The sequence below is a fragment of the Pseudomonas sp. R45(2017) genome (assembly GCF_002112305.1).
GTDB classification, from domain to species: domain Bacteria; phylum Pseudomonadota; class Gammaproteobacteria; order Pseudomonadales; family Pseudomonadaceae; genus Aquipseudomonas; species Aquipseudomonas paraglycinae.
Window position 1 is genome coordinate 375970 of the sequence record NZ_NEHH01000006.1, and the last position, 24263, is coordinate 400232.

General features: G+C 59.1%; 22 protein-coding genes. 7 read left to right on the forward strand and 15 right to left on the reverse strand.

Annotated features, from left to right (window positions below):
* Positions 1-9: 9 nt before the first annotated feature.
* A complete protein-coding gene (locus tag CAF74_RS16625; protein ID WP_085747026.1) occupies positions 10-291 on the forward strand; it encodes a DUF3509 domain-containing protein in 282 nt (93 codons plus the stop codon).
* 174 nt (positions 292-465) lie between these two features.
* Here the strand turns inward: CAF74_RS16625 and CAF74_RS16630 are convergent, their stop codons facing one another.
* Both CAF74_RS16630 and CAF74_RS16635 read right to left on the reverse strand, forming a co-directional pair.
* Positions 466-1359 (reverse strand): TIGR02285 family protein, encoded by an 894-nt coding sequence (locus tag CAF74_RS16630; RefSeq protein WP_256578382.1) that lies wholly within the window; start codon positions 1357-1359, stop codon positions 466-468.
* 13 nt (positions 1360-1372) lie between these two features.
* Positions 1373-2572, reverse strand: coding sequence for a CaiB/BaiF CoA-transferase family protein (locus tag CAF74_RS16635; RefSeq protein WP_085747027.1), 1200 nt, complete (start codon positions 2570-2572; stop codon positions 1373-1375).
* Positions 2573-2718: 146 nt separating this feature from the next.
* On the opposite strand from CAF74_RS16635, the gene CAF74_RS16640 reads away from it, so the two are divergent.
* The 4 genes from CAF74_RS16640 (at position 2719) to CAF74_RS16655 (ending at position 6988) form a co-directional block, all read left to right on the forward strand.
* Complete coding sequence (locus CAF74_RS16640; RefSeq protein ID WP_007954646.1) at positions 2719-3261, forward strand: YaeQ family protein; 543 nt, start codon at positions 2719-2721, stop codon at positions 3259-3261.
* A 54-nt stretch (positions 3262-3315) separates the two neighbouring features.
* A complete protein-coding gene (gene recJ, locus CAF74_RS16645) occupies positions 3316-5025 on the forward strand; it encodes a single-stranded-DNA-specific exonuclease RecJ (RefSeq protein ID WP_085609150.1) in 1710 nt (569 codons plus the stop codon).
* 231 nt (positions 5026-5256) lie between these two features.
* Positions 5257-6363, forward strand: coding sequence for an NADH:flavin oxidoreductase/NADH oxidase (locus tag CAF74_RS16650; RefSeq protein WP_085747028.1), 1107 nt, complete (start codon positions 5257-5259; stop codon positions 6361-6363).
* Between the two features lie 91 nt (positions 6364-6454).
* Positions 6455-6988 carry a GNAT family N-acetyltransferase gene (locus CAF74_RS16655; RefSeq protein WP_085747029.1) on the forward strand — a complete coding sequence of 178 codons (534 nt, stop codon included), beginning with the start codon at positions 6455-6457 and terminating at the stop codon, positions 6986-6988.
* Positions 6989-7108: 120 nt separating this feature from the next.
* Here the strand turns inward: CAF74_RS16655 and CAF74_RS16660 are convergent, their stop codons facing one another.
* A complete protein-coding gene (locus CAF74_RS16660) occupies positions 7109-8737 on the reverse strand; it encodes a glucan biosynthesis protein D (RefSeq protein WP_007954654.1) in 1629 nt (542 codons plus the stop codon).
* A 403-nt stretch (positions 8738-9140) separates the two neighbouring features.
* Here CAF74_RS16660 and CAF74_RS16665 point away from each other — a divergent pair, with 403 nt between their 5' ends.
* Complete coding sequence (locus CAF74_RS16665) at positions 9141-9326, forward strand: hypothetical protein (protein WP_007954656.1); 186 nt, start codon at positions 9141-9143, stop codon at positions 9324-9326.
* Positions 9327-9772: 446 nt separating this feature from the next.
* Here CAF74_RS16665 and CAF74_RS16670 read toward each other — a convergent pair whose 3' ends face one another.
* The 8 genes from CAF74_RS16670 to CAF74_RS16705 all read right to left on the reverse strand — a co-directional run bounded on the left by CAF74_RS16670 (position 9773) and on the right by CAF74_RS16705 (position 19670).
* A complete protein-coding gene (locus tag CAF74_RS16670) occupies positions 9773-11257 on the reverse strand; it encodes an APC family permease (RefSeq protein WP_085747030.1) in 1485 nt (494 codons plus the stop codon).
* A gap of 213 nt (positions 11258-11470) precedes the next feature.
* Positions 11471-12895 carry a gamma-aminobutyraldehyde dehydrogenase gene (locus CAF74_RS16675; protein ID WP_085747031.1) on the reverse strand — a complete coding sequence of 475 codons (1425 nt, stop codon included), beginning with the start codon at positions 12893-12895 and terminating at the stop codon, positions 11471-11473.
* Positions 12896-12945: 50 nt separating this feature from the next.
* Positions 12946-13755: an ABC transporter permease gene (locus CAF74_RS16680; protein ID WP_085747032.1), complete on the reverse strand. Its 810-nt coding sequence runs from the start codon at positions 13753-13755 to the stop codon at positions 12946-12948.
* The gene (locus CAF74_RS16685) at positions 13745-14680 is read right to left on the reverse strand and encodes an ABC transporter permease (RefSeq protein WP_085747033.1); all 936 of its coding nucleotides are present in this window, start codon (positions 14678-14680) and stop codon (positions 13745-13747) included. The genes CAF74_RS16680 and CAF74_RS16685 overlap by 11 nt, the downstream gene beginning before the upstream one ends.
* 1 nt (position 14681) lies before the next feature.
* Positions 14682-15719 carry an ABC transporter ATP-binding protein gene (locus tag CAF74_RS16690; protein WP_085747034.1) on the reverse strand — a complete coding sequence of 346 codons (1038 nt, stop codon included), beginning with the start codon at positions 15717-15719 and terminating at the stop codon, positions 14682-14684.
* 215 nt (positions 15720-15934) lie between these two features.
* Entirely contained in the window at positions 15935-17086 is a 1152-nt protein-coding gene (gene ydcS / locus CAF74_RS16695) for a putative ABC transporter substrate-binding protein YdcS (RefSeq protein WP_085747035.1), read from the reverse strand.
* A gap of 82 nt (positions 17087-17168) precedes the next feature.
* Positions 17169-18656, reverse strand: coding sequence for a gamma-aminobutyraldehyde dehydrogenase (locus tag CAF74_RS16700; protein WP_085747036.1), 1488 nt, complete (start codon positions 18654-18656; stop codon positions 17169-17171).
* A gap of 99 nt (positions 18657-18755) precedes the next feature.
* Complete coding sequence (locus CAF74_RS16705) at positions 18756-19670, reverse strand: LysR family transcriptional regulator (RefSeq protein ID WP_007954670.1); 915 nt, start codon at positions 19668-19670, stop codon at positions 18756-18758.
* A gap of 176 nt (positions 19671-19846) precedes the next feature.
* On the opposite strand from CAF74_RS16705, the gene CAF74_RS16710 reads away from it, so the two are divergent.
* The gene (locus CAF74_RS16710; protein ID WP_085747037.1) at positions 19847-20569 is read left to right on the forward strand and encodes a tellurite resistance TerB family protein; all 723 of its coding nucleotides are present in this window, start codon (positions 19847-19849) and stop codon (positions 20567-20569) included.
* Between the two features lie 55 nt (positions 20570-20624).
* Here the strand turns inward: CAF74_RS16710 and CAF74_RS16715 are convergent, their stop codons facing one another.
* The 4 genes from CAF74_RS16715 to CAF74_RS16725 form a co-directional block, all read right to left on the reverse strand.
* Positions 20625-21815, reverse strand: coding sequence for a DUF6708 domain-containing protein (locus CAF74_RS16715; protein ID WP_256578383.1), 1191 nt, complete (start codon positions 21813-21815; stop codon positions 20625-20627).
* 107 nt (positions 21816-21922) lie between these two features.
* Positions 21923-22366, reverse strand: coding sequence for a hypothetical protein (locus tag CAF74_RS29400; protein ID WP_134023702.1), 444 nt, complete (start codon positions 22364-22366; stop codon positions 21923-21925).
* 11 nt (positions 22367-22377) lie between these two features.
* Entirely contained in the window at positions 22378-23019 is a 642-nt protein-coding gene (locus CAF74_RS29405; RefSeq protein WP_256578384.1) for a hypothetical protein, read from the reverse strand.
* Between the two features lie 157 nt (positions 23020-23176).
* A complete protein-coding gene (locus CAF74_RS16725; RefSeq protein ID WP_085747038.1) occupies positions 23177-24148 on the reverse strand; it encodes a tetratricopeptide repeat protein in 972 nt (323 codons plus the stop codon).
* Positions 24149-24263 lie beyond the last annotated feature (115 nt).

Genomic DNA, 24263 nt, shown 5'->3' on the forward strand with positions numbered 1-24263 from the left:
GAGATCGAGATGGAAAGTATCAGTCTATTGCTCGGTGAGGCTCTGAGCCCGTATCAAGTGACGTTGACCCCTCGCGGTCGCCATGGCGAATGCCTGGTGACCTTGAAGAACGGCAGCGGCGCGATCGTGGTGGAGCGCGAATTCAATCAGGCGCAATTGAGCGACAAGCGCCAGCTGACGGATGTGGTCGACGGCCTGCACCGTGACATCCTGATTGCCGAAGGCCGGCTGGAACCCTGTGTGATCGCGGCGTTGCGAAACGCAGCCCTCGACAAGCACCCGACCCTCTGAAACTGATTTTTCATTTGTGGGAACCTTCCTGCACCCAAGTCAGTCAGACCCCGTAACAGCAGGATCAAGCATTGTGCTCCGGTGCTTGTCGCTTGCTGCTACGGGTCTTTGATACAGACCACGTTTAACCCCGAGTCGTCTCCCCACTTCTCGGGGTTTCTTTTTGCCCGGATTTCACTGCGCGGCCTGTTGCTCGAAGAAAATCCGCGCCTGTTCCAGATAATCCTGGCGCCTCTCGGGGTCGAGCCAGTCGGCGTAGAGCTGGTTGAGATGCTCGTGGGGCAGGGTGCGTAACAACTGATTGATTTCCGTGATCGCCTGTCGACCCGCCGTGGTGTCGGTGCAGCCGACATGGCCCGACAGGTACTTGCCCGTGCCGCGAATCGGGAAGAACAGCAGTTCGTCCTCGGCGATCTCGGCCTGGCGCGCCTGATAGCGGATTTCCGGCCAGTAACCCAAAACTACCTGCAAACGTCCCAGGCGCTGCATCGACAGCAGGCTGCTGAGCGCATCGTTGCCGTAATGCGGCGTCAACGCGCCGCTCGGTGCCTGATGCAGCAATGTATCGATGTACTCGCCATAACTGCGTTCTGCGACCACGCCGACTTTTCGCTCACCGTTGGCCAGAAACGCCGACAGATCGACTTCGTCCTCGACCAGAAACGGCTCCAGCACTTCGCGGTCTCTCTGACGCACCACCAGACCATTGCTGACCGCGCGAAACGCAGGGATGGAGAAGGCGATCCATTGCGCCCGTTCCTTGTTCCAGATCAGCGACGGATCGCAGGCGAAGGGATGTTCATGCAGCATTTGAGTGCCACGGGCGCGATTGACCCGCATCAAGGTGTGTTCGTATTGCGGCATGCCGGCAATCAGCATCGGCATCAATTGATCGATAACGCCCTGGCCCTTTTTCGGACCCTCGAAGATCGTCAGCGGCGGCAGGTCGCGCAATAGCCAGATCAGCGTTGGCTTGGCCTGCACCCACGCCGGTAGCACCAGCAGGAATAACAGGCCAAACAACCGCCAGGTCCACCAATGGTGGGCGCGGTTCGAAGCCGAGGGCATCAGGCGCTTCAGGTCAGATGGCTCCGTTTTCGCGCAGGCGGGCGATCTGCTTCTCGTCGTAGCCAAGATCGTGGAGTACCTGCGCATTGTGTTCACCGAGCTGCGGTCCGACCCATTCGGACGAGCCGGGTGTCTCAGAGAGTTTCGGCACGATGCCTGGCATCTTGAAGGGTTTGCCGTCCGGCAGTTTGGCGTGCAGGAACATTTCCCGGGCCAGGTACTGCGGATCGTTGAACATGTCTTCGGCGCTGAAGATCCGGCTGGCCGGGACTTCAGCCTGGTTCAGCAGGTCCAGCACGGTTTGCAGCGGCAGCGAATTCACCCAGCGGTCTATCACGCCGTACAACTCATCGCGGCGGGTGTCGCGCCCGTCGTTGCTGGCCAGCGCCGGGTCATTGGCCAGATCTTCACGGCCGATGATCAGCATGAAGCGCTTGAAGATTGCATCGCCGTTGGCGCCGATCTGCACGTGTTTGCCGTCGGCGCTGGTGTGGATCGATGATGGTGTGATGCCCGGCATGATGTTGCCGGTGCGCTCGCGAATGAAGCCGAACACATCGAACTCCGGCACCATGCTTTCCATCATGGCGAAGATCGCTTCGTACAACGCCACATCGACCACTTGGCCGAGACCGCCGTTGACCTCGCGATGACGCAGGGCCATCAACGCACCGATCACGCCCCACAAAGCAGCAATCGAATCGCCAATGGAAATCCCGGTGCGCACCGGCGGGCGGTCTTCGAAACCGGTGATGTAGCGCAGGCCGCCCATGGATTCACCGACCGCACCGAACCCAGGCTGATCTTTCATCGGCCCGGTCTGGCCGAAGCCGGACAGGCGCACCATCACCAGTTTCGGGTTCAGCGCGTGCAGGGTTTCCCAGCTCAGGCCGAGTTTTTCCAGCACGCCGGGGCGGAAGTTCTCGATCAGGATGTCGGCTTCACCCAGCAGTTTTTTCAGGATCGCGAGGCCATCGGGGTGTTTCAGATTCAGCGTCAGGGACTTTTTGTTGCGTGCCTGGACGAACCACCACAGCGAGGTGCCTTCGTACAACTTGCGCCATTTGCGCAACGGATCACCGCCGTCCGGCGACTCGATCTTGATCACTTCGGCGCCGAATTCGCCGCAGATGCGCGAGGCAAACGGCCCGGCAATCAAAGTACCCAATTCAATGACTTTCAGACCGCTGAGCGGTTTGTTGGCGAACGGCATGCGAGATCCTGTAGGACAAGGCTGAGCAGATACAGCGTTTTAACATAGCCGGCTGTCAGTCGCGCAAGGTTGATCGCCATCAATTCGTGGATTGCCTACAGCATCGGTTAGACTTGCCGACTTTCCTCGTATCAAGAAGCCCGTTCATGGCCCAGCCGTCCACTACCTACAAATTCGAACTGAACCTCACCGATCTCGACCGCAGCGTCTACGAGAACGTGAAGCAGACCATCGCCCGTCACCCTTCGGAAACCGAAGAACGCATGACCGTACGCCTGTTGGCCTACGCGCTCTGGTACAACGAGCAACTGTCGTTCGGTCGTGGTCTGTCGGACGTGGACGAACCTGCGTTGTGGGAAAAGAGCCTGGATGACCGCGTCCTGCACTGGATCGAAGTCGGCCAGCCTGACGCTGATCGCCTGACCTGGTGCTCCCGTCGCACCGAGCGCACCAGCCTGTTGGCCTACGGCAGCCTGCGTGTCTGGGAAGGCAAGGTGATCCCGGCGATCAAAAATCTGAAGAACGTCAACATTGCCGCCGTGCCGCAGGAAGTGCTGGAAACCCTGGCCCAGGACATGCCCCGCGTCATCAAGTGGGACGTGATGATCAGCGAAGGCACGATCTTCGTCACTGACGACCGTGGCCAGCACGAAGTCCAGCTCACCTGGCTGCAAGGCGAGCGCGGTTAAGTCCGCGTTACTCCCGAAAAATCCCACGTATTCAAGAGAAGCTTCTGTCACCCCATGCGTATCGATCCTCGCCCGTTGCCCGCCACTCTGCCGTTTCTCGGTGAACTGCCACCTTTGCTGACCCGCCTGTACGCGGCGCGGGGCGTGCAGTCCGAGGCGGAGCTGGACAAGAGCCTGGCGCGGCTGATTCCGTTCCAGCAGCTCAAAGGGATCGATGCGGCGGTGGATCTGCTGGTGACGGCGCTGGAGCAGCGTCAGCGGATCCTGATCGTCGGCGATTTCGATGCCGACGGCGCGACGGCCAGCACCGTGGGCGTGCTCGGTTTGCGCCTGCTGGGCGCGGCGCATGTCGATTATCTGGTGCCGAACCGCTTTGAATATGGCTACGGCCTGACCCCTGAAATCGTCGAAGTCGCGATGACCCGCGAGCCGCAACTGTTGATCACCGTCGACAACGGTATTTCCAGCGTCGAAGGTGTGGCAGCAGCGAAACGTCACGGCCTGAAGGTGTTGATCACCGATCACCACTTGCCCGGCGATGAACTGCCGCAGGCCGATGCGCTGGTCAATCCGAACCAGCCCGGCTGCGAGTTCCCGAGCAAGGCGCTGGCCGGTGTCGGGGTGATTTTCTATGTGTTGATGGCCTTGCGCGCACGACTGCGCAGCCTTGGTTGGTACGAGAGCAAACCACAGCCGAACATCGGCGAACTGCTGGATCTGGTGGCGCTGGGCAGCGTCGCCGACGTGGTGCCGCTGGATGCCAACAACCGGATTCTGGTGCACCAGGGCCTGGAACGAATTCGCGCCGGACGTGCGCGGCCGGGGATCAAGGCGATCCTGGAAGTGGCCAAGCGTGAGGCTTCGCGCATTACGTCTACCGACCTCGGTTTTATCGTCGGCCCGCGCCTGAACGCGGCGGGGCGTCTGGATGACATGAGCCTGGGCATCGAATGCCTGCTGACCCACGATGCTGCGCTGGCCCGGGAAATGGCCGCGCAACTGGACGGCATGAACCAGGACCGCAAATCCATCGAGCAAGGCATGCAGCGTGAAGCGCTGGCCCAGCTCAAGGACTTGCCGGTTGAGTCGATGCCGTTCGGTCTTTGCCTGTTCGATCCGGAATGGCACCAGGGCGTCATCGGTATCCTGGCTTCGCGGATGAAGGAGCGATATTTCCGCCCGACCATCGCCTTCGCCGATGCCGGCGACGGCCTGCTCAAGGGCTCGGGCCGTTCGGTGCAGGGTTTCCATATTCGTGACGCGCTGAGCGTGGTCGCGGCACAACATCCGGATCTGATCAGCAAGTACGGTGGCCACGCGATGGCGGCCGGTCTGACCTTGCCGCAGGAGAATTTTCCGTTGTTCGCCGAGGCCTTTGACGCCGAAGTGCGTAGGCAACTTCGCGAGGAAGATCTGACAGGGCGTCTGCTATCGGACGGCACGCTGGCGGTCGAGGAGTTTCATCTGGAACTGGCTCGCGCCCTGCGCCACGCCGGGCCTTGGGGCCAGCATTTCCCGGAACCGCTGTTTCATGGCGTGTTCCAGTTGGTCGAGCAGCGAGTGGTCGGCGAGCGGCACCTGAAAGTGGTGCTGAAGACCGAATGCGGTTCGGTGAAGCTCGATGGCATCGCCTTCGGCATCGATCGCGATATCTGGCCGAACCCGACGATCAAATGGGTCGAACTGGCCTACAAGCTCGATCTCAACGAGTTTCGCGGCAATGAGACCGTGCAGTTGATGATCGCCCACATCGAACCGCGCTAAAGGTCGTTGCGCCCCTTACTGAAGGGGCGCAGGCATCTTCAATTGTGCTGTTTCATTTCTGAACCCTCCCTCATCTCCGGATGTCGACTAGGCTCTAAGCACTGCTTGATTGGCCTTGTGACGTCTTGTCGAATTTTTGCCCGCGGGGGCGGGTGCTGCACCTTTTTCCTGTCACTCGTCGACTTTTCAAACAGAACCCTGGAGCCTGCCCACTGATTTGAGAGGTGCCCCATGAGTCTGCTGCTTGAACCCTTTACCCTTCGCCAACTGACCCTGTCCAACCGCATCGCCGTGTCGCCCATGTGCCAGTACTCCAGCGTCGATGGCCTGGCCAACGACTGGCATCTGGTGCACCTCGGCAGCCGTGCCGTGGGGGGCGCTGGCCTGGTATTTACCGAAGCCACGGCGATCACGGCCGACGGGCGGATCACCGCCGAAGACCTTGGCTTGTGGAACGACGAACAGATCGCACCGCTGCAACGCATCACCCGTTTCATCAACGCGCAGGGCGCAGTGGCCGGCATTCAACTGGCCCACGCCGGGCGCAAGGCCAGCACCCATCGGCCGTGGATCGGCAAGCATGGCAGCGTGAAACCGGAGGATGGTGGCTGGACGCCGGTCGGGCCTTCGCCGATTGCCTTTGACCCGCAACACACCCAGCCGAAACAACTGGATGAAGGGCAGATCGCCCAGGTCATTCAGGACTTCGTGGCCGCAGCCAAACGTGCGCTGACCGCCGGTTTCAGTGTGGTCGAGGTGCATGCGGCGCACGGTTATCTGCTGCACCAGTTTCTGTCGCCGCTCAGCAACCAGCGCCGCGACCAGTACGGCGGTTCGTTCGAAAATCGCATTCGTCTGGTGCTGCAAGTGACCGAGGCGGTACGCGCGGTGTGGCCGGAAGAACTGCCGGTGTTTGTGCGCCTGTCGGCCACCGATTGGGTGGAGGACGGCTGGAATCCCGATGAAACAGTGGAGCTGGCGCGACGCCTGAAGGCCTTGGGGGCTGACCTGATCGACGTGTCATCGGGTGGCACGGCGGTTAACGCCGAAATCCCCGTGGGGCCTGGTTATCAGACACGCTTCGCCGAACGGGTGCGCAAGGAGTCAGGCATCGCCACCGGCACCGTGGGAATGATTACCGAGCCGGCCCAGGCCGAGCACATCCTGCGAACCTGTCAGGCCGACATCATCTTCCTCGCCCGTGAGCTGCTGCGTGATCCGTACTGGCCGCTGCATGCTGACGATGACCTGGGCGGACGCAAAGCGGTGTGGCCGGCGCAGTATCAACGTGCGACTCATCGGGATCAGCCGATTCACGAGTCTGATCTGCGGGATTGATTCCGACTGGTCGCAAAGCCTATAAAACCCGCCATTGAACCGGCGGGTTTTTTCTTGCCTGTCGTTTGGAATCGCGAAGGAATGGATCGCAATGTTGATCGAACGAGAGCTGACTGAATCGGACTTGCCGCTGCTTGCGTTGATCGACCGCAGTGAACTGGTCGAAGAGTGCTATCGCGTGGAAAACGGTGAGCTGATTCTGTATCCGGCGCGTTTCGACATGCGCGGCTGGCCCGAAGGGGAGGCGGCGGAAAATGCGCGGGTATTGGAAAAGTGCTGGCGCAGCGGCGGGTGGCTACACGGGATTTTCGATGGAGAGACACTGGTGGCGGCGGTGGTTGTGGATAACCGGGTTATTCACAATCAGGGTCTGAACATGCGGCAGTTGAAGTTTCTGCACATCAGCCGTGCCTGGCGTGGGCAGGGGCTTGGCGGGCGATTGTTTGCCCTGGCCTGCGAGCATGGTCGGGAGGTCGGTGCAGCGGCGTTGTACGTGTCGGCGACCGAGTCGCGCAATACCGTGGAGTTCTACCAGCGCCAGGGCTGCCGGTTGCTGGCACAACCGGATCCCGAGTTGTTTGCACTCGAACCTCACGATATCCACTTTTACTGTCGCCTGGACTGACGCCATCGCGAGCAAGCTCGCTCCCACAGGTTTCGGTTGTACACAAACGCTGTGATCAATCGATATCCATGTGGGAGCTGGCTTGCCAGCGATGAGGCCCGATCTGACGCCAGAGAATCATTAAGGATACTTGCGCTTGTCCGGTGCCGGCGGGAAGTACTGGTACAACCAGGTTTCGCTCAGCGTGCGATCGTTGGTGCGGATGAACAGTCGCAGCTCAACCGGCTCCACGCTGTCGTTGGTCGGGTACCAGTCGAACAGGATCCGGTAACCCTTGATGTCATCCAGCACCAGCACGCTGAAGTCCTGCACCTTACCGTTGGAGCAAGTCACCACCGGTTCGATCCCGGTGCCCTGCGGCAGGCGATCCAGGCCGCCACCGGTGAAGTCCACAGCAAAGCGACGGGCCCAGACCGGCGGGTAATGCTCACCCGGTGCCCAACCCTCGACAAATCCACCCATGCCCGAACGGGTCGCATGCACCCGCGCCAGCGGCGTGCCGACCGGCGGCAGGGCGCTCCAGTAGAGCTTGTAGCCATAGTTCAGCGAGTCGCCGGCCGCTACCGGTTTCTTCGGCGTCCAGAACGCAACGATGTTGTCGAGGGTTTCGCCGGTTGTAGGAATTTCCAGCAGATCGATGGAGCCTTCGCCCCATGCGGTTGTAGGTTCTACCCACAGGCTCGGACGCTTGCTGTACCAGTCGACGGTGTCCTGATAGTTGGCGAACTCATGGTCGGTCTGCACCAGACCGAAACCTTTCGGATCGGTGTCGGCGAAGGCGTTGAATTGCAGGGTCGCCGGGTTGTTCAGCGGTCGGCAGATCCACTCGCCGTTGCCGCGCCACATGGCCAGACGATCCGAGTCATGAATCTGCGGGTGAATGGTGTCGCACATCCGGCGCTCGTGGGTGCCGCAGCTGAACATGCTGGTCATCGGGGCGATGCCCAGTTGCTCGATGGCGGTACGGGCATTGATGTGGGCGTCGACTTCCATCACCACGCGCTCGGCCTGGCAGTCGATGTCGAAGCGATAGGCACCGGTCGCGCTCGGAGAGTCGAGCAGGGCGTAGACCACAAAGCGGGTCGCGTTCTGATCCGGGGTTTCGAACCAGAATTTGGTGAAGTCGGGGAATTCTTCGCGTTTCTTGGCGTAGGTGTCGACGGCCAGGCCACGGGCGGAGAGGCCATATTGGCCAGTGGCATCCACCGCGCGGAAGTAGCTGGCGCCGAGGAACGACACCACGTCATGCCGATCCAGCTCCGGTGCCTTGAACAGCTTGAAACCGGCAAACCCCAGATCGCCCTTGAGCTGCTGGGTGTCGACCGAGGTGTTCTCATAGTTGAACAGCTGAGGGCGGAAATGCACCTCGCGGGCCGTGCGAGTCTTCGGATCGACGCTATACATGCGCACCGGCTGGCGAAAACCCATGCCGACGTGGAAGAACTGCACATCGAGCTGACCCTTGTTCTCCTTCCACAGCGAATGCTCGCCGTCGTAGCGGATCGCGTTGAAGTTTTGCGGGGTCATGGTCGCCAGGGTCGGCGGCAGCACCTGTTTGGTGTCCTGATACGCGCTGCCGGCCAGTTGCTTGGCCTGGCGCTTCAGCGTCTCGAAGTCGAAGGCCTGGGCTTCACCGTCGGCGGCACCGCCAGAGGCGGCCCAGGCGCGTGCGGCGAGCAGGCCGGAGGCGGAAAGGCCGGTGTAAGCCGCAATGGCCATGGACGCTTTGAGCAAATTCCTGCGGTGCATAAATACAACCTGTCGTGGACAATCCCGCGCCGTTCCTGGCACGTACTGGATCAGAAATTACGGTTCGGACAAGCCTTCGGCCAAACGCTACGGACTAGTAACAGATGCCCGCTAGCTTAATCGGTTCGCCGATTTTGCAAAATTCATTGATAGCACGGCGACAGCGTCTCAATGAAACAAGACGTTACGGTTATTTATCTCACAGACTTTTCTGATTTATAGGGCATATCTGCTTTTTTCGACTAATTACTCTAAAAACAGCTTTTCAGCGCCGATTTAATTTCTATTCTATGGGCATCGCCGGTCACGACTCATCCGACCGGCAGGGCTCAAATCGCTGCTTAAAGGAGCAGGGCGATGCGGTTTTCGAAAATTTCTGACGTACTGGAAAAGGACATCGTCCATGACAAAAGGACAAGGCATCACCGAAATGTTGGGCATCTTTCCCTGCCTCACCAACGTCCGGCGAAGACGCCGGCTCAGTCCTGACGAACTGAAACTGGTGGAGCGTTACCGGGAGTTGTCGGAAAGCGACCGGATTGCGATGCGGTATCTGGTGGATGCGATGAGGAGTGTTTCGCGGTTTTGAAGTGAAGAACCAAAGGGGTGGACTGTGAAGTTCGCCCCTTTTTCATTCTTGAGACTTACCGGGGATACTGCGGTTGCATCCACCCCTTCGACAAGTTGGGTGGCGAACCGAGTGGCGTTCGAAGTCGGGTTACTTCCCGTCAACACGGCAAGCCCGGAAGGCCCGCGCCACGCGGCCCGCCATAACGCAGAACTGAGGTTCGGAATAACCACAGTTCAATGAAGGGCAAACACCGTGTTGACAGATTTCCGGCTTCGACCTCAGCTAATAATTGGGCTGCAACGGGACAAAGCCTATCGGTCAGGCGCTAGCGGCGCCAAGTCTACTCTGCTGACGCCATTTGTAGGAAAGGGGACTGAATGCTGAGGGTTCGGTCTGTAGGAAGCGAGTAACTGACGCTGAAAGAAATCAGCCCCGAAATTGTGATAAATCCGGGGCTGTTTTTCTTAGCGACTAACTTTCCACGCATCCCCAGCCGGCGCCTTCCCATGGTCATACGGCTTGCCAATCCACATGTAAATCAACCCCAGCCCAATCACGATCACCGTGCTCAGCACCATCGCATAGTTGATGTACCACGCCGCATCCGGGGTGCGTGGCCAGGCCATGTTGATGATTGCGCCGACGCCGTACACCAGCGCGCCGATGTTCACCGGCCAGCCCCAGGCGCCGAGGGTGAATTTGCCGCTCGGTTTCCAGCCTTTGCTGCGGGCGTACAGGGCGGCGAGGACGATCATCTGGAATGCGAGGTAGATGCCGATGGCGGCGAAGCTGACGATGGTCGCTACGGCGTCTTGCAGGAAGAAGCCGAGGGCGATGATCAGGCCGGGCAGGACGCCGGACACGAACAGGGCGGCAACCGGAACCTGGGTCGTAGGAGAAATCTTTTTCAGCAGTCGGCTGCCGATGACCATTTCATCGCGAGCGTAGGAGTACAGCAGACGACTCGCCGCCGCTTGCAGGCTGATGACGCAGGAGATGAAGGAAATCATCACCACGCCCATCACCACTTTTGAACCGATCGGGCCGAAGGCGTTGTTGAGGATGGTGGTGACCGGGTCCTTGTCGGTGCCGTTGATCACCGCTTGCATGTCCGGTACGGCGAGGATCAGCGCCAGGCAGGCGAACATCGCCGCGATGCCGCCGATGTAGATGGTCATGCGCATGGCCACCGGGATTTTCTTGCTCGGGTTCGGGGTTTCTTCGGCCACATCGCCGCAGGCTTCGAAGCCGTAGTAGAGGAACATCCCCGCCAGCGACGCGGTGAGGAAGGCCGGCAGATAGGAGCCGTCGACGCTGATATCGAAAGTGTTGAACAGCACGCTGATCGGCTGGTGACGCTCGAAAATCAGCAGGTACACGCCGACGATCACCGCGCCGACCAGTTCGCAGAGGAAGCCGAACATGGCGATCCGCGCCAGCATTTTGGTGCCGCTGAGGTTCACCAGTGTGGCGAACAGCGTCAGCACCAGGGCGATGACGATGTTGGTGTTGTTGCTCGGCTCAAAACCCAGCATGGCCGCGAGGTACGGGCCGGCGCCGACCGCAACGGCGGCGATGGTCACGCACAGGGCGATGGAGTAGATCCAGCCGACCATCCACGCCCATTTCTTGCCGACCAGGCGACGCGCCCAAGGATAGACACCGCCGGAAATCGGGAACTGCGACACCACTTCGCCGAAGACCAGGCACACCAGCAATTGACCGCAACCGACCAGCAAATAGGCCCAGAACATCGGCGGCCCGCCAGCGGCCAGGCACAGGCCGAACAAGGTATAAACCCCTACGACCGGTGACAGATAAGTGAAGCCCAGCGCGAAGTTTTCCCACAGGCTCATGCTGCGGTTGAAGTTGGAGGTGTAGCCCAGCTGGCGCAGTTGTTCGGCATCGCTGTCGGCAACGGCGGCTGAGAGATCGGGTGATGCACTCATGTGTGTTTGCTCCGTGAAATCGGCAGATTTCGGATGGCCGAAACCGTGGCGGGGCTTGGTAAGCGCCGCCCGGATCGGTAGTTATTGTTTTGAATGCCTGGTGATGCGTAATGCCGGTTTTCTTCCTGAAACCGGAGTGACGCCATCGCTGGCAAGCCAGCTCCCACAAGAGCTGCACTGAACCCTGTGGGAGCTGGCTTGCCAGCGATGCTTTTAGTGCTTGAACATCACATGCCGAACCGTGGTGTAGTCCTCCAGCCCGTACATGGACATGTCCTTGCCGTAGCCGGACAGTTTCTGACCGCCGTGCGGCATTTCGCTGACGAGCATGAAGTGCGTATTCACCCAGGTGCAGCCGTATTGCAACCGCGCGGACAGGCGATGGGCGCGTCCTACATCCGCGGTCCACACCGAGGACGCCAGGCCGTAGTCCGAATCGTTGGCCCATTCCAGTGCCTGGGCTTCATCGGTGAATTTGGTCACCGACACCACCGGCCCGAACACTTCACGGCGGACGATTTCGTCGTCCTGCTGCGCATCGGCCAGCACCGTCGGTTCGAAGAAGAAGCCGTTGCCTTCGACAGCCTTGCCGCCAGTGATCAAACGAATGTGCGGTTGCGCCACGGCGCGTTCGACAAACCCGGCCACGCGGTCGCGATGCTGGGCGGTGATCAACGGCCCGAGTTCGGTGGACGGATCATCCTGCAAGCCGTACTTGATGCTGCTGATCGCTGCGCCGAGCTTCTCGACGAACTTGTCGTAGATGCCTTGCTGGGCATAGATCCGGCACGCGGCGGTGCAATCCTGGCCGGCGTTGTAGAAGCCGAAAGTGCGAATGCCTTCGACCGCCGCGTCGATGTCGGCGTCGTCGAAGATGATCACCGGAGCTTTGCCGCCCAGCTCCATGTGCATGCGTTTGACGCTGTCGGCGGTGCTGGAAATGATGTTCGAACCAGTGGCGATGGAGCCGGTCAGCGAGACCATGCGCACTTTCGGATGGGTCACCAGCGGGCTGCCTACGCTCGGCCCACGCCCGAACACCAGATTGAGTACACCGGCCGGGAAAATATCCGACGCCAGTTCGGCCAGACGCAACGCAGTCAGCGGGGTTTGTTCCGACGGCTTGAGCACCACGGTATTACCGGCGGCGAGAGCCGGGGCGATTTTCCAGGCGACCATCATCAGCGGGTAGTTCCACGGCGCGATGGAGGCGATCACACCCACAGGGTCGCGGCGGATCATCGAAGTGTGGCCGGGCAGGTATTCGCCGCCGGCCGAACCGCTCATGCAGCGGCTGGCGCCGGCGAAGAAACGGAACACGTCGGCAATCGCCGGGATCTCGTCGTTCAGCGCGGCGCTGTAGGGTTTGCCGCAGTTGTCCGATTCCAGTTTCGCCAGCTCTTCGCCGTGGGCTTCGATGGCGTCGGCGAGTTTGAGCAGCAACAGCGAACGGTCCTTCGGCGTGGTCTGCGACCAGTCGGCAAAGGCACTGTCGGCGGCGCGCACGGCGGCATCGACCTGGGCCTCGGTGGCCTCGTTGATTTCCACCAGCACGTCACCGCGCGCCGGGTTGAGCACCGGCTGCGCCGGGCCTTCGCCGTTGACCAGTTGGCCGTTGATCAAGAGTTTGGTTTGCATGTTGTTGTCCTCTTTCTACTGCAAATTCAGGGTGGGAACGGTCAGGGAAATCATTTGCCGCCGCTGCCGGCCACGCTCTCGCCACCCCGGGTCAGGTAGTAGGCGCCGAGGATCGGCAGCATGGTCACCAGCATCACCAGCATCGCCACGACGTTGGTCACCGGCACGTCCCGTGGGCGGCTCAACTGGTTGAGCAACCACAGCGGCAAGGTGCGCTCATGGCCGGCGGTGAAGGTGGTGACGATGATTTCGTCGAACGACAGCGCAAACGCGAGCATGCCGCCGGCGAGCAGTGCCGAACCGAGGTTCGGCAGGATGATGTAGCGGAAGGTCTGCCAGCCGTCGGCGCCGAGGTCCATCGACGCTTCGATCAAACTGTGCGAGGTGCGGCGCAAACGGGCGATGACGTTGTTGTAGACGATCACCACGCAGAAGGTCGCGTGGCCGACGATGATGGTGAACATCCCAGGCTCGATGCCCAACGTCTTGAAGGTCGCCAGCAGCGCGATCCCGGTGATGATCCCCGGCAGTGCGATGGGCAGGATCAGCATCAGCGAAATGCCCTGTTTGCCGAAGAAGTCCCGGCGGTACAACGCCGCCGAAGCGAGGGTGCCGAGCACCATCGCGATCAGCGTGGCGATGGCCGCGATCTGTAAAGACAGCTTGATCGCTTCCAGCACATCCGGCCGCGAAAACGTCACGCTGAACCAGTGCAGCGTGAAGCCTTTCGGTGGAAAGCTGAACGCCGCGTCTTCGGTGTTGAAGGCGTAGAGGAAGATGATCAGGATCGGGAAGTGCAGGAACACCAGCCCGCCCCAGGCTGCGATTCTCAGCCCTATGGATGCTTTGTCAGAGTGCATCGAAGGCCCCCAGTCGTTTGACGATGGACAGGTAGATGGCGATCAGCACGATCGGCACCAGCGTGAACGCTGCGGCCATCGGCATGTTGCCGATTGCGCCCTGTTGCGCGTACACCATGCTGCCGACGAAGTAGCCCGGCGGGCCCACCAGTTGCGGCACGATGAAGTCGCCCAGGGTCAGCGAAAAGGTAAAGATCGAACCGGCCGCGATGCCCGGCACCGACAGCGGCAGAATCACCTGCATGAAGGTCTGGCGCGGCTTGGCCCCGAGGTCGGCGGAGGCTTGCAGCAAGGATGGCGGCAGGCGCTCCAGCGAGGCCTGGATCGGCAGGATCATGAACGGCAGCCAGATGTAGACGAACACCATGAACCGGCCCAGATGCGAAGTTGACAAGGTGCTGCCGCCGACCCCGGGAATCCCCAAAATGAACTGCAGAACCGGCTCAAGCCCCAGGTGCTGAATGAACCACTGCGCCACGCCGCCCTTGGCCAGCAGCAGCGTCCAGGCGTAGGCCTTGACGATGTAACTGGCCCACATCGGCATCATCACCGCGATGTAGAAAAACGCCTTGGTCTTGCCGGTGGTGTAGCGCGCCATGTAGTAGGCAATCGGGAACGCGACGATGGCGCTGGCGATCGACACCACGACCGCCATGCTCAGGGTGCGCAGGATGATGTCGAAATTCGACGGCTGAAACAGTGCGGCGAAGTTGGCCAGGGTCAGGTCAGGCGTGACCGCCATGGTGAAGTCGTCGAAGGTGTAGAAACCTTGCCACAACAGCACCAGCAGCGAGCCCAGATAGATCGCGCCGAACCACAGCAGCGGCGGTATCAGCAACATCGACAGATACAGGTTCGGCTTGCGATAGAGCAGGTTGGAAAATCTGCGCAACGGCGCCGATTGAGGGAGGGCGAGGGCGGTCATGTCACACCCCGCTCGCAACGGTGTCGTGCAACGGAATCATCGCTTCCCGCGCCCAGCGTGCGCTGATGCGCTGACCGGTCTGGTGCTGCGCGCTGCTGTCGATCCACTGATTGTTGGCCTGGCTGATGCTCAGGGTCTGGCCGTTTTCCAGGGTCAGTTCATAGCGCGTGGCGCTGCCCTGATACTGGATGTCGTGGAGCAGGCCGCTGACTTCGATTTCATGGCTGGCCAATGGGCCCTCGGCGAAACGCACGTGTTCAGGGCGGATCGAGAATGGCTGTGGATGACCGCTGAGCTGGCGCGCCAGATCGCCGCGAATCACGTTCGAAGTACCGACGAATTCGGCGACGAAGGTAGTGGTCGGTTTCATGTACAGATTGCGCGGGGTGTCGACCTGCTCGATGCGGCCCTTGTTGAACACGGCCACGCGGTCGGACATCGACAAGGCTTCGGTCTGATCGTGGGTGACGAAGATGAAGGTGATGCCGAGCTGGCGTTGCAGCTTCTTCAGTTCGCTTTGCATCTGTTCGCGCAGCTTCAGATCGAGAGCGCCCAAAGGCTCGTCGAGCAACAGCACTCGCGGGCGATTGACCAGCGCGCGGGCGAGGGCGACACGCTGGCGCTGACCGCCGGACAACTGCACCGGTTTGCGGGCGCCGTAGCCGCCGAGGGCGACCATGTCCAACGCTTCTTCGGCGCGCTTGTGGCGCTCGTTCTTGTTCACGCCTTTGACTTTCAAACCGTAGGCCACGTTGTCCAGCACGTTCATGTGCGGGAACAGCGCGTAATCCTGAAACACCGTGTTTACGTCGCGTTGATAGGGCGGCAGTCCGGCGGCTTCGGCGCCGTGAATGCGGATCGAGCCCGCGCTCGGTTGTTCGAACCCGGCGATCAGGCGCAGGCACGTAGTCTTGCCCGAACCGGAGGGGCCGAGCATGGAAAAGAACTCGCCGTCCTGGATATCGATGGAAACCCGGTCAACGGCCTTCACCTCGCCGAACTGCCGGGAAACGTTGGTGAACTGGACTGCAAGCGTCATGATGCGGTGCTCCGAAAAGGCGAGGGTCGTCGCAGCGGCCCTGCCTGGACTTCTGAAAAGCAGTATTCGAATTGATCGTTCCCACGCTCTGCGTGGGAATGCAGCCCGTGACGCTCTGCGTCAGCTCTTGCGAATGGACGCGGAGCGTCCGGTGATGCATTCCCACGCGGACGGTTCGACGCCTCGACGTGGGAACGATCGGTGTGTGTGGGGGATTACCTACCGCCCATAATCGCAATGTAGTCCTGCGTCCACCGGCTATACGGCACAAACTTCCCACCTTCAGCCTGCGGTGTTTTCCAGAAAGCGATCTTGTCGAACTGATCGAACCCGTTGGTCTTGCAGCCTTCAGCGCCAAGCAACTCACTGCCCTGGCAAGCCGCCGGAACCGCCGGCAACGAACCGAACCACGCCGCCACATCACCCTGGACTTTCGGCTGCAGCGACCAGTCCATCCATTTGTACGCGCAGTTCGGGTGCTTGGCCTCGGCGTGCAGCATGGTGGTGTCGGCCCAACCGGTGGCGCCTTCTTTCGGCACGGTCGACGCGATCGGCTGTTTCTCGTTGATCAAGCCGTTGACCTGGTACGGCCAGGCGCTGGACGCGACCACGCCTTCGTTCTTGAAGTCGCTCATCTGCACCGTGGTGTCGTGCCAGTAGCGGTGAATCAGCTTCTGCTGCGCACGCAACAGTTCCAGCACAGCCTTGTACTGATCTTCAGTGAGCTGGTACGGATCCTTGATCCCCAGTTCAGGCTTGGTGGATTTCAGATAGAGCGCCGCATCGGCGATGTAGATCGGGCCGTCGTAGGCCTGCACGCGACCCTTGTTCGGCTTGCCGTCGGGCAGATTCTGCGCGTCGAACACCACGTTCCAGCTGGTCGGCGCGGTCTTGAACACGTTGGTGTTGTACATCAGCACGTTCGGGCCCCACTGGTACGGGGTGCCGTAGGTCTGGCTGTTGACCACGTACCACGGCGCGTCTTTCAGGCGAGGGTCGAGGGACTTCCAGTTCGGGATCAACGCGGTGTTGATCGGCTGCACACGCTTGCCGACGATCAACCGCAACGACGCATCGCCCGACGCGGTCACCAGGTCGTAACCGCCCTTGGCCATCAGGCTGACCATTTCGTCAGAGGTAGCGGCGGTTTTCACATTGACCTTGCAGCCGGTTTCCTTCTCGAAACCGGTCACCCAGTCGTAGGCCTTGTCGCTTTCACCGCGTTCGATGTAGCCGGGCCAGGCGACGATATCCAGCTGGCCTTCGCCGGCGCCGACGGCTTTCAGCGGCTCTGCGGCCTGCAGGCTGGCGCTGGCCAGCAGGGCCGTGGTGATTGCACTGAGCAGTGCGGTCTTGTGCACGAACATGGTGAACCCTCTTCTTTAAATTATGGTCGGGGCAGTTGTGAACGCGGTGAAGCATGCCGTGGTCGGCTTGTTATTAGCGTAGTCAGAGATGCTGGCCGTGGCGGGCCATGATGTGCCGCACCACGCTGTAGTCCTGTAGCGAATCGCTGGATAAGTCTTTGCCGTAACCGGAGCGTTTCAACCCGCCGTGGGGCATTTCGCTGACCAGCATGAAATGGCTGTTGATCCAGGTGCAGCCGTATTGCAGGCGCGCGGCGACCTGCATCGCCTTGTCCAGGTTCTGCGTCCACACCGACGAGGCGAGGCCGTATTCCGAGTCGTTGGCCCAGTCCACCGCTTGCGCCAGTTCATCGAAGCGGGTCACGGTCACCACTGGGCCGAACACTTCGCGCTGGACGATTTCATCGCTCTGTTTGCAACCGGCCAGCAGCGTCGGCTGATAGAAGAACCCTGCGCCGGAATGCACCGCTGCGCCGGTCACCCGTTCGATGTGCGGCTGACCGAGGGCGCGCTCGACGAAACTGGCCACGCGGTCGCGCTGGCGGGTACTGATCAGCGGCCCGATTTCGTTGTCGGCGTCGCGTTTGCCGGCGAAGCGCAGGCTGCTGACTGCCGCGCCAAGCTCAGCGACCAATTTGTCGTGAATCCCGGCCTGGGCGTAGATCCGGCAAGCCGCCGTGCAATCCTGCCCGGCGTTGTAATAGCCATAAGTGCGCACGCCTTCGACCACGGCTTTAAGATCCGCATCGTTGCAGACGATCACCGGAGCCTTGCCACCGAGTTCGAGGTGCGTGCGTTTGAGGGTTTTGGCGGCGGCCTGAAGGATTTTCTGGCCGGTGACGATATCGCCGGTCAGCGACACCATCCGTACTTTCGGATGCCCGACCAAGTGACTACCAACGCCTTCGCCGCCACCGCAGACGATGTTGATCACCCCGCGCGGCAGGATCTCGGCCAGCGCCGGGGCCAGCGCCAGAATCGACAACGGCGTGTGCTCGGACGGCTTGAACACCAGCGTATTGCCTGCAGCGAGGGCCGGGGCGATCTTCCACGCGGCCATCATGATCGGGTAGTTCCACGGCGCAATCGACGCGACGACGCCAATCGGATCGCGGCGCACCATGCTGGTGTAGCCCGGCACGTATTCGCCGCTGAGCTGGCCGGTCTGGCAGCGCACGGCGCCGGCGAAGAAGCGGAACACATCGACGGTGGCGGTCAAATCGTCCTGGCGCGCCAGATGCAGCGGCTTGCCGCAGTTCAGGGCTTCGAGACGGGCGAGGTGGTCAGCGTGTTTTTCGACGGCGTTGGCGATTTCCAGCAGGAAATTCGAGCGTTGTTGCGGGGTGGTGCGCGACCACTCGGCAAAGGCGCGGTGGGCGGCGAGGATGGCGGCTTCGACTTGCTCGGTGCTGGCTTCGGCGATCTGGGTCAGGACTTCGCCGGTGGCCGGGTTGAGGATCGGTTCGACAAAACCCTGTCCTGCGACCAGTTCGCCGTCGATCAGCAACGCGGTGTGCATGTGGGTCTGCGCGCCAGCCATTTTCCGTGATCTCTTTTCTTGTATGGCCATGTTGCTCCCTGTTCCGGGAGCCGACCGTCTTATAGATGCAGCAAGACTAGTGCGCGGCTCCGGGGTCGACAAATTCTAAATACTGAAGGTGGCATTCGATTAAATAGATGGCTTGCGTCCGCCGTGAGGCTGTTCGCGGGCAACGGTCAGGAAAGGATCGACCAGTGCGGGGCGGGCGGTGCCGCGACGCCAGGCCAGACCGACGTCGAGTGTCTGGTTGAGGTCGGCAATCGGCCGCGCCTCGATGATGTCGCCTTCCAGCGACCATGGGCGGTAAGTCATGTCTGGCTGGATCGAAACGCCGAGGCCCGCCGCCACCAGACTTCGTACTGCTTCGGTGGACGCGGTTCTGAGGGTGATCTTCGGTTGCAGTCCGGCGCCGCGCCATAGACGTTGGGCATTGCGATCCATCTCGTCGACGTTCAGCTGAATCAACGGCTCCCGGGCGACGTCGGCGAGGTTGATGCTGTCGTGTTCCAGCAGCGGATGCTGGGCCGGCAACCACAGCCGGTGCGGCGAGTGGGTCAGCACTTCGGTCTGCAAGGCGTGGCGGTCTTCGAGATTGGAGAGGATCAGCACACCGACATCGATCTCGCCGCTGACCAGCAAATGCTCGATGTACGGCCGCTCGTCCTCCATCACCCGGATCTCGACATTGGGGTAGGCACGCTGGAAACGGGTGAGCAAATCCGCCAGGTAATAACCGGCCACCAGACTGGTCACGCCGACGATCAGCTGCCCGGCAACCTGATCGGTACTCTGTTGCAGGCTGCGTTTGGCGTTGTCCACGGTCGCCAGAATCAGGTGCGCCTGGCGCAGGAACTGGTGTCCTTGATGGGTGAGCGTCATACCCTTGGCGTGGCGATTGAACAGGCTGACGCCGATTTCTTCCTCCAGTTGCTGGATGGCCAGGGTCAGGGTCGATTGGGAAATGAACGCGGTTTGCGCGGCGGCGGAGATCGAGCCGGTCTCGGCCACGGCGATGAAATGGCGGATCTGACGCAAGGTCATCATGGAAGGTTTACCCGGTGGGCGGTTTTTATAGATTGCCTCGAGTGTATATCTATTTTCGCGAAGGGCTGCGGTGGGCCAGGCAACATCTGGAAGCACACTCGCACCCAGGTAACGGGCACTTTCGAACTAGGCTGAGGGCCTTATTGATCCGGATAACCCCAGTTTGGAGACGGAACATGAACACCCGTGGATTGCTCGATCAACTCCTCAAGTCCGGCCAGGATCTGCTGCAGAACAAGGCGGGCGGGGCGCAGAACAAACCGGCTGCCGGTGGTTTGGGCGGCTTGCTGGGCGGATCTTCCAGTAATGGCGCACTCGGCGGCTTGCTGTCAGGCGCAGGCGGAGGTGCCCTGGCAGCCGGGGCCATGGGCCTGCTGCTGGGCAGTAAAAAAGCGCGCAAGGTTGGCGGTAAAGTCGCCCTCTACGGTGGCCTCGCCGCCCTCGGCGTGATCGCCTACAAAGCGTACGGCAACTGGAACGCCCAGAAAGGCACCGCCCCGCAAAGCGAACCGCAAACCCTCGATCGCCTGCCACCGGCGCAAGTCGAACAACACAGCCAGGCCATCCTCAAAGCCCTGGTCGCCGCCGCCAAGGCCGACGGCCACATCGACGACCGCGAACGCCAACTGATCGAAGGCGAATTCACCAAACTCGACAATGATCAGGAACTCAAGCACTGGCTCCACGCCGAACTCAACAAACCCCTCGACCCCACCGACGTCGCCCGCGCGGCGAGCACGCCGGAGATGGCTGCCGAGATGTACGTGGCGAGCGTGATGATGGTTGATGAGGAGAACTTCATGGAGAAGAGCTATCTGGACGAACTGGCGCGGCAGTTGAAGCTGGAGCCGGGGTTGAAGGTGGAGTTGGAGAGGCAGGTGAGGGTGGCTGTTGCGTAACCAAAAGGTTTGATGAGTCCCCGGCGAGGATCGAGCATCGCTCGCCGGGTTTCCTTCAGTGCAAGCCTGCGGCCTTGCAGGCCTCGACAAAGGTCGCGCCTTTCCTGTCCATGGCGTTTTTTACCAACTGATTGGCTTTCACCAGTGCCGCACTGGGTTTGGCCCACTGCTCCGGGGGCAGTGGTTGCGACCATGTCTGAACCTGTTCCGGCAGAACGGGACGGCCCTTGCGGTGAGCCCATTCGGCGAGAATGTAGGGCATTTTCCAGAAGGTCAGCACACGCCCGATGTACCAGCGGCGCAATGGCCACCGAGATTTCTCCGCGAATCCATATTCCCTCCGTTGTTCTGGAGTCAGGTCCTCGCCACCTTCTTCGTCCAGCGACCCCATCGCACGGGCATCTTCGCGTTCGATTTCAAAGGTGTGCAGTCCTTCATAAGGCTTGAGCCGATCCCCGGTCGGGATCAGGCCGAGTGCCTTGAGCATCGGGTTCGGCACATCGACCAGTTGACCGTCTTCCATGAAGTTGCGAATGGATGTCCACATGCCCAGGGAGTGGGCATCGCTGGGTTGTGGTAGCAGCAGAAACTGCACTTTGTCCTGCTCTTCATCCTCAAGCCCCATGCCCAAAGTGTATTGGCGAGTAGCGCCGTAACTGGTGACGCCCTGGGAGTTTGCAACCCAGGCAACCACGCTTTCCCAAGGCACGATCAGCACGCGATGGGTTTTGCTGTCGACGTAACAGACTTCACGGCGCTGGCGGTTGAAGCGGACGGGATAGGTTTTTGCGGCGGTGAAAACGCTGGAAAACATTCCGTAGACATAGGCGCCGAGAGGCAGAAGCCCTAACGATGCAACCCCTGAAAACGTCTGGATGCCCATTGCTAAATCTTTCAAGGGCGTGGGGAAGTTTTCCGGGTAGGCAAGTGTCCCGTACAAAACAATTAAAACCGGCGCAATAAACGCCAGGGTCAGCAGCATCCAGATTCCCGCGGCAAATATTTTTCCTTGCTCAACCATGCCCCAATTGTTACCGCCCAACTCAAGATAGGTCTCGGTTATCTCCGAAAAATTACGACGAGATGACTGTGTCTGGCCTGTGTAGACAGGTAATGGTGAAAGGAACAGGGTTTCATTTAAACCGCTGGCTCGAATTTCTCCTGCACGGGGGCGCTGACTGCGGATGTCTGGGGCGGACTCATGTTCGGCAATCGTGGTTTTACGTTTTAACAAGTTCTTAAACATCAACAGTCGCCAAGTCGTCTTTTTTGCAAGAAAAGGTGACAGATTTATTTTATAAAAAGTACATCTGTCACCCTGTCATCTTTTAATCTCTTGGCTCCTACGCCTCTTTAATTATGCTGTGCTTCCTGTTCGGTCGATGAGCGCTCTAGATCTATTTTGAAGTAACTCATGAAATCCTGACCACGAGCAAAAGCTTTTTCGATTTTTGCTGACTCTTCTTTCAATGCTGGGCTCGGTTGTGCCCACTGTTCGGGTGGGAGTTCTTCAGACCATCTTTCAATCGACTCGGGGAATCCTTTCATGCTGTAGCGGTAATCCCATTCCGCTATCCAGTACGGAAGACGCCACCACGTAATCAAATGAGTCAAATACCACCATGCCACACCCGTTGCAGAGCGCTCCTTGTGTCGGTATTCCTCTCGCATGTCATCGCGTTCTTTATTGAAACTATGACTACCCTCAAAAGGGGCCTTGCCGGGGCAGAATTGAGTGCCCTTTTCCATGTAGATGCGGATGGCTTCCCATTTTCCTAACCCATGAGTAGGTGTCATTACTTCTTGATTCAGAAAGTGTACCGTATCAGCTTTGGGGTTACGATGGCCATGCCAAAGGTATAATTTCTCATTACACCTACTCCCGTAACGCCCGCACTGATTGAAAGCCAGGCGACAGTATCTTCCCAAGGTTGGATTATCGGTTCATCAGAACCGTCAGGGAAAAAACATACTTCACGCCGTTGGCGATTAAAGCGAATTGGACGAGCCCTCGATTTTTTGAGGGTACTGCTAATTACTACATAGCTACCGAGGATTGCCACTCCTCCAGCGCACCAGATAGATAGTCGCAGGCCAAACTCAAAAAAATCGCTAAAGTACCACCAGAAACTGCGACCAAAGGGATTATTGATTCCAGCGAGACCTGCAAGCGTTGGAACGATTAATAAACATGATATGAGTACGAGCATTACACTTGCGATCATCACTCTCGCTTGGAATGCCTTGTTCACATTACTGCTGCCTACATCAAGAACCGTATCGTTTACTTCAATGAAGCTTCCTCCCAAATCCATGGGCGTTTGCCCTGTCGGAATTGGTTTCGGTGACAAAAAAATGGCTTCACCTGTAGCGAAGCGCCGGCGTTCTCCCGCAAAAGGTCGGTTTTGTTTGAAATCAAACTCATCGTTTTTCTTAAGGTTCGAATACATGCTTTCAATCTGTCAAAAAAAGGTGACGGATTTATATTCTGGAAATAAATCTGTCACCGTTTCTTGTCTATATACGAATTACAAGAAAAAAAGGTGGAGGAGCTTTTTTAGAAAATAAGTCTGTCACCTTTTTTAGGTCTGTCACCTTTTTCTTAGGTCAGTAGCCATAAGGTGGAGCAAAATAAGATAGTGGAGGATGCTTTGCTTTCCACTCTTTGGCGAAAGCTATCCCTTTCTTTATTTCTTCTGGAGTCATCTTTTCTGCTATTTCTGGAAGGCTTCTGCGAGCATCTTCCGGTGCAACTCCACCACCATCTAGTTTCGAAATAAGGTAAGTTATTCCGTAAGCTTTCACTAAATCCAATGGAAAACCGTAGCTGTCAGGAAGATGGGCTACCGTCAAAGCATAACCACCCGCAGCATCGATATGGCCCATCTCAGCAGCCTTCTCAATCCAGTATCCAACTTCTTCTTTACTTGCGTTGTGTTCGTACAAGAAATTTGCATAAAGATACATGCCTGGCGCATAACCGCTCTCGGCTGAGGCTTTAAACCATTTCTCAACAGCTTTCTCGCGACTACCGGGAGTCAGGAACCATCCGCCACCGTCTTGGTAAACCCCTGCAAGGACTTTCTGGGCAAATCCGTTACCAGCGTTTGCCGCTCTTTCCAACCACTCCAAACCTTGCTTCGCTGTAAATAAAACAGTCATTGCTTCAGAATCGCCTTTTTCGGCACTTTCTTTTGCAATCTTCAAAGCATGCTCTCGCCACTCTTCACCGCTTTTACCGGCACAGCTACCTATTTCTTTACATAGATCATCTGTGTTGCTTAGACGTAGCATTGCGTAAAGGTCACCTTGGCTGGCTGCTGCCTCGTACCATTTTTTTGCGTCTTCTGTGATGTAGTGTTTACTAAGACGAATGGCTTCTCCTAAATAGTACTGCGCAACACTATCTCCACTCTCTGCCGCAATTTTGAGTAGCGGTTGGGAATCGTACCAGTCACTTTGTTGGTAAAGTGAAATGCCTTTTTCTTTTGCGGCCTCTTGCTCAGTAGTTAGTTTGGCAAAAACTGAGCCGGAAAATAAAATCGAGCATAAAATTGCGGCAAGAATTTTCTTAATCAATGTTTGGTCCTTGGTAGCTAGCCTTTAGTTCTTGAATAGGTGCAAAAGCAGGGCCGTTATAAGCTACGGAGTAAGTGCAGTGATTATTCATTCTTGCACCTAGCGATTTGACGTT

Coding starts and splice junctions, on each gene's coding strand:
- CAF74_RS16625 (WP_085747026.1), top strand. CDS start 10: ATGGAAAGTATCAGTCTATTGCTCGGTGAGGCTCTGAGCCCGTATCAA.
- CAF74_RS16630 (WP_256578382.1), bottom strand. CDS start 1,359: ATGCCCTCGGCTTCGAACCGCGCCCACCATTGGTGGACCTGGCGGTTG.
- CAF74_RS16635 (WP_085747027.1), bottom strand. CDS start 2,572: ATGCCGTTCGCCAACAAACCGCTCAGCGGTCTGAAAGTCATTGAATTG.
- CAF74_RS16640 (WP_007954646.1), top strand. CDS start 2,719: ATGGCCCAGCCGTCCACTACCTACAAATTCGAACTGAACCTCACCGAT.
- recJ (WP_085609150.1), top strand. CDS start 3,316: ATGCGTATCGATCCTCGCCCGTTGCCCGCCACTCTGCCGTTTCTCGGT.
- CAF74_RS16650 (WP_085747028.1), top strand. CDS start 5,257: ATGAGTCTGCTGCTTGAACCCTTTACCCTTCGCCAACTGACCCTGTCC.
- CAF74_RS16655 (WP_085747029.1), top strand. CDS start 6,455: ATGTTGATCGAACGAGAGCTGACTGAATCGGACTTGCCGCTGCTTGCG.
- CAF74_RS16660 (WP_007954654.1), bottom strand. CDS start 8,737: ATGCACCGCAGGAATTTGCTCAAAGCGTCCATGGCCATTGCGGCTTAC.
- CAF74_RS16665 (WP_007954656.1), top strand. CDS start 9,141: ATGACAAAAGGACAAGGCATCACCGAAATGTTGGGCATCTTTCCCTGC.
- CAF74_RS16670 (WP_085747030.1), bottom strand. CDS start 11,257: ATGAGTGCATCACCCGATCTCTCAGCCGCCGTTGCCGACAGCGATGCC.
- CAF74_RS16675 (WP_085747031.1), bottom strand. CDS start 12,895: ATGCAAACCAAACTCTTGATCAACGGCCAACTGGTCAACGGCGAAGGC.
- CAF74_RS16680 (WP_085747032.1), bottom strand. CDS start 13,755: ATGCACTCTGACAAAGCATCCATAGGGCTGAGAATCGCAGCCTGGGGC.
- CAF74_RS16685 (WP_085747033.1), bottom strand. CDS start 14,680: ATGACCGCCCTCGCCCTCCCTCAATCGGCGCCGTTGCGCAGATTTTCC.
- CAF74_RS16690 (WP_085747034.1), bottom strand. CDS start 15,719: ATGACGCTTGCAGTCCAGTTCACCAACGTTTCCCGGCAGTTCGGCGAG.
- ydcS (WP_085747035.1), bottom strand. CDS start 17,086: ATGTTCGTGCACAAGACCGCACTGCTCAGTGCAATCACCACGGCCCTG.
- CAF74_RS16700 (WP_085747036.1), bottom strand. CDS start 18,656: ATGGCCATACAAGAAAAGAGATCACGGAAAATGGCTGGCGCGCAGACC.
- CAF74_RS16705 (WP_007954670.1), bottom strand. CDS start 19,670: ATGATGACCTTGCGTCAGATCCGCCATTTCATCGCCGTGGCCGAGACC.
- CAF74_RS16710 (WP_085747037.1), top strand. CDS start 19,847: ATGAACACCCGTGGATTGCTCGATCAACTCCTCAAGTCCGGCCAGGAT.
- CAF74_RS16715 (WP_256578383.1), bottom strand. CDS start 21,815: ATGTTTAAGAACTTGTTAAAACGTAAAACCACGATTGCCGAACATGAG.
- CAF74_RS29400 (WP_134023702.1), bottom strand. CDS start 22,366: ATGACACCTACTCATGGGTTAGGAAAATGGGAAGCCATCCGCATCTAC.
- CAF74_RS29405 (WP_256578384.1), bottom strand. CDS start 23,019: ATGTATTCGAACCTTAAGAAAAACGATGAGTTTGATTTCAAACAAAAC.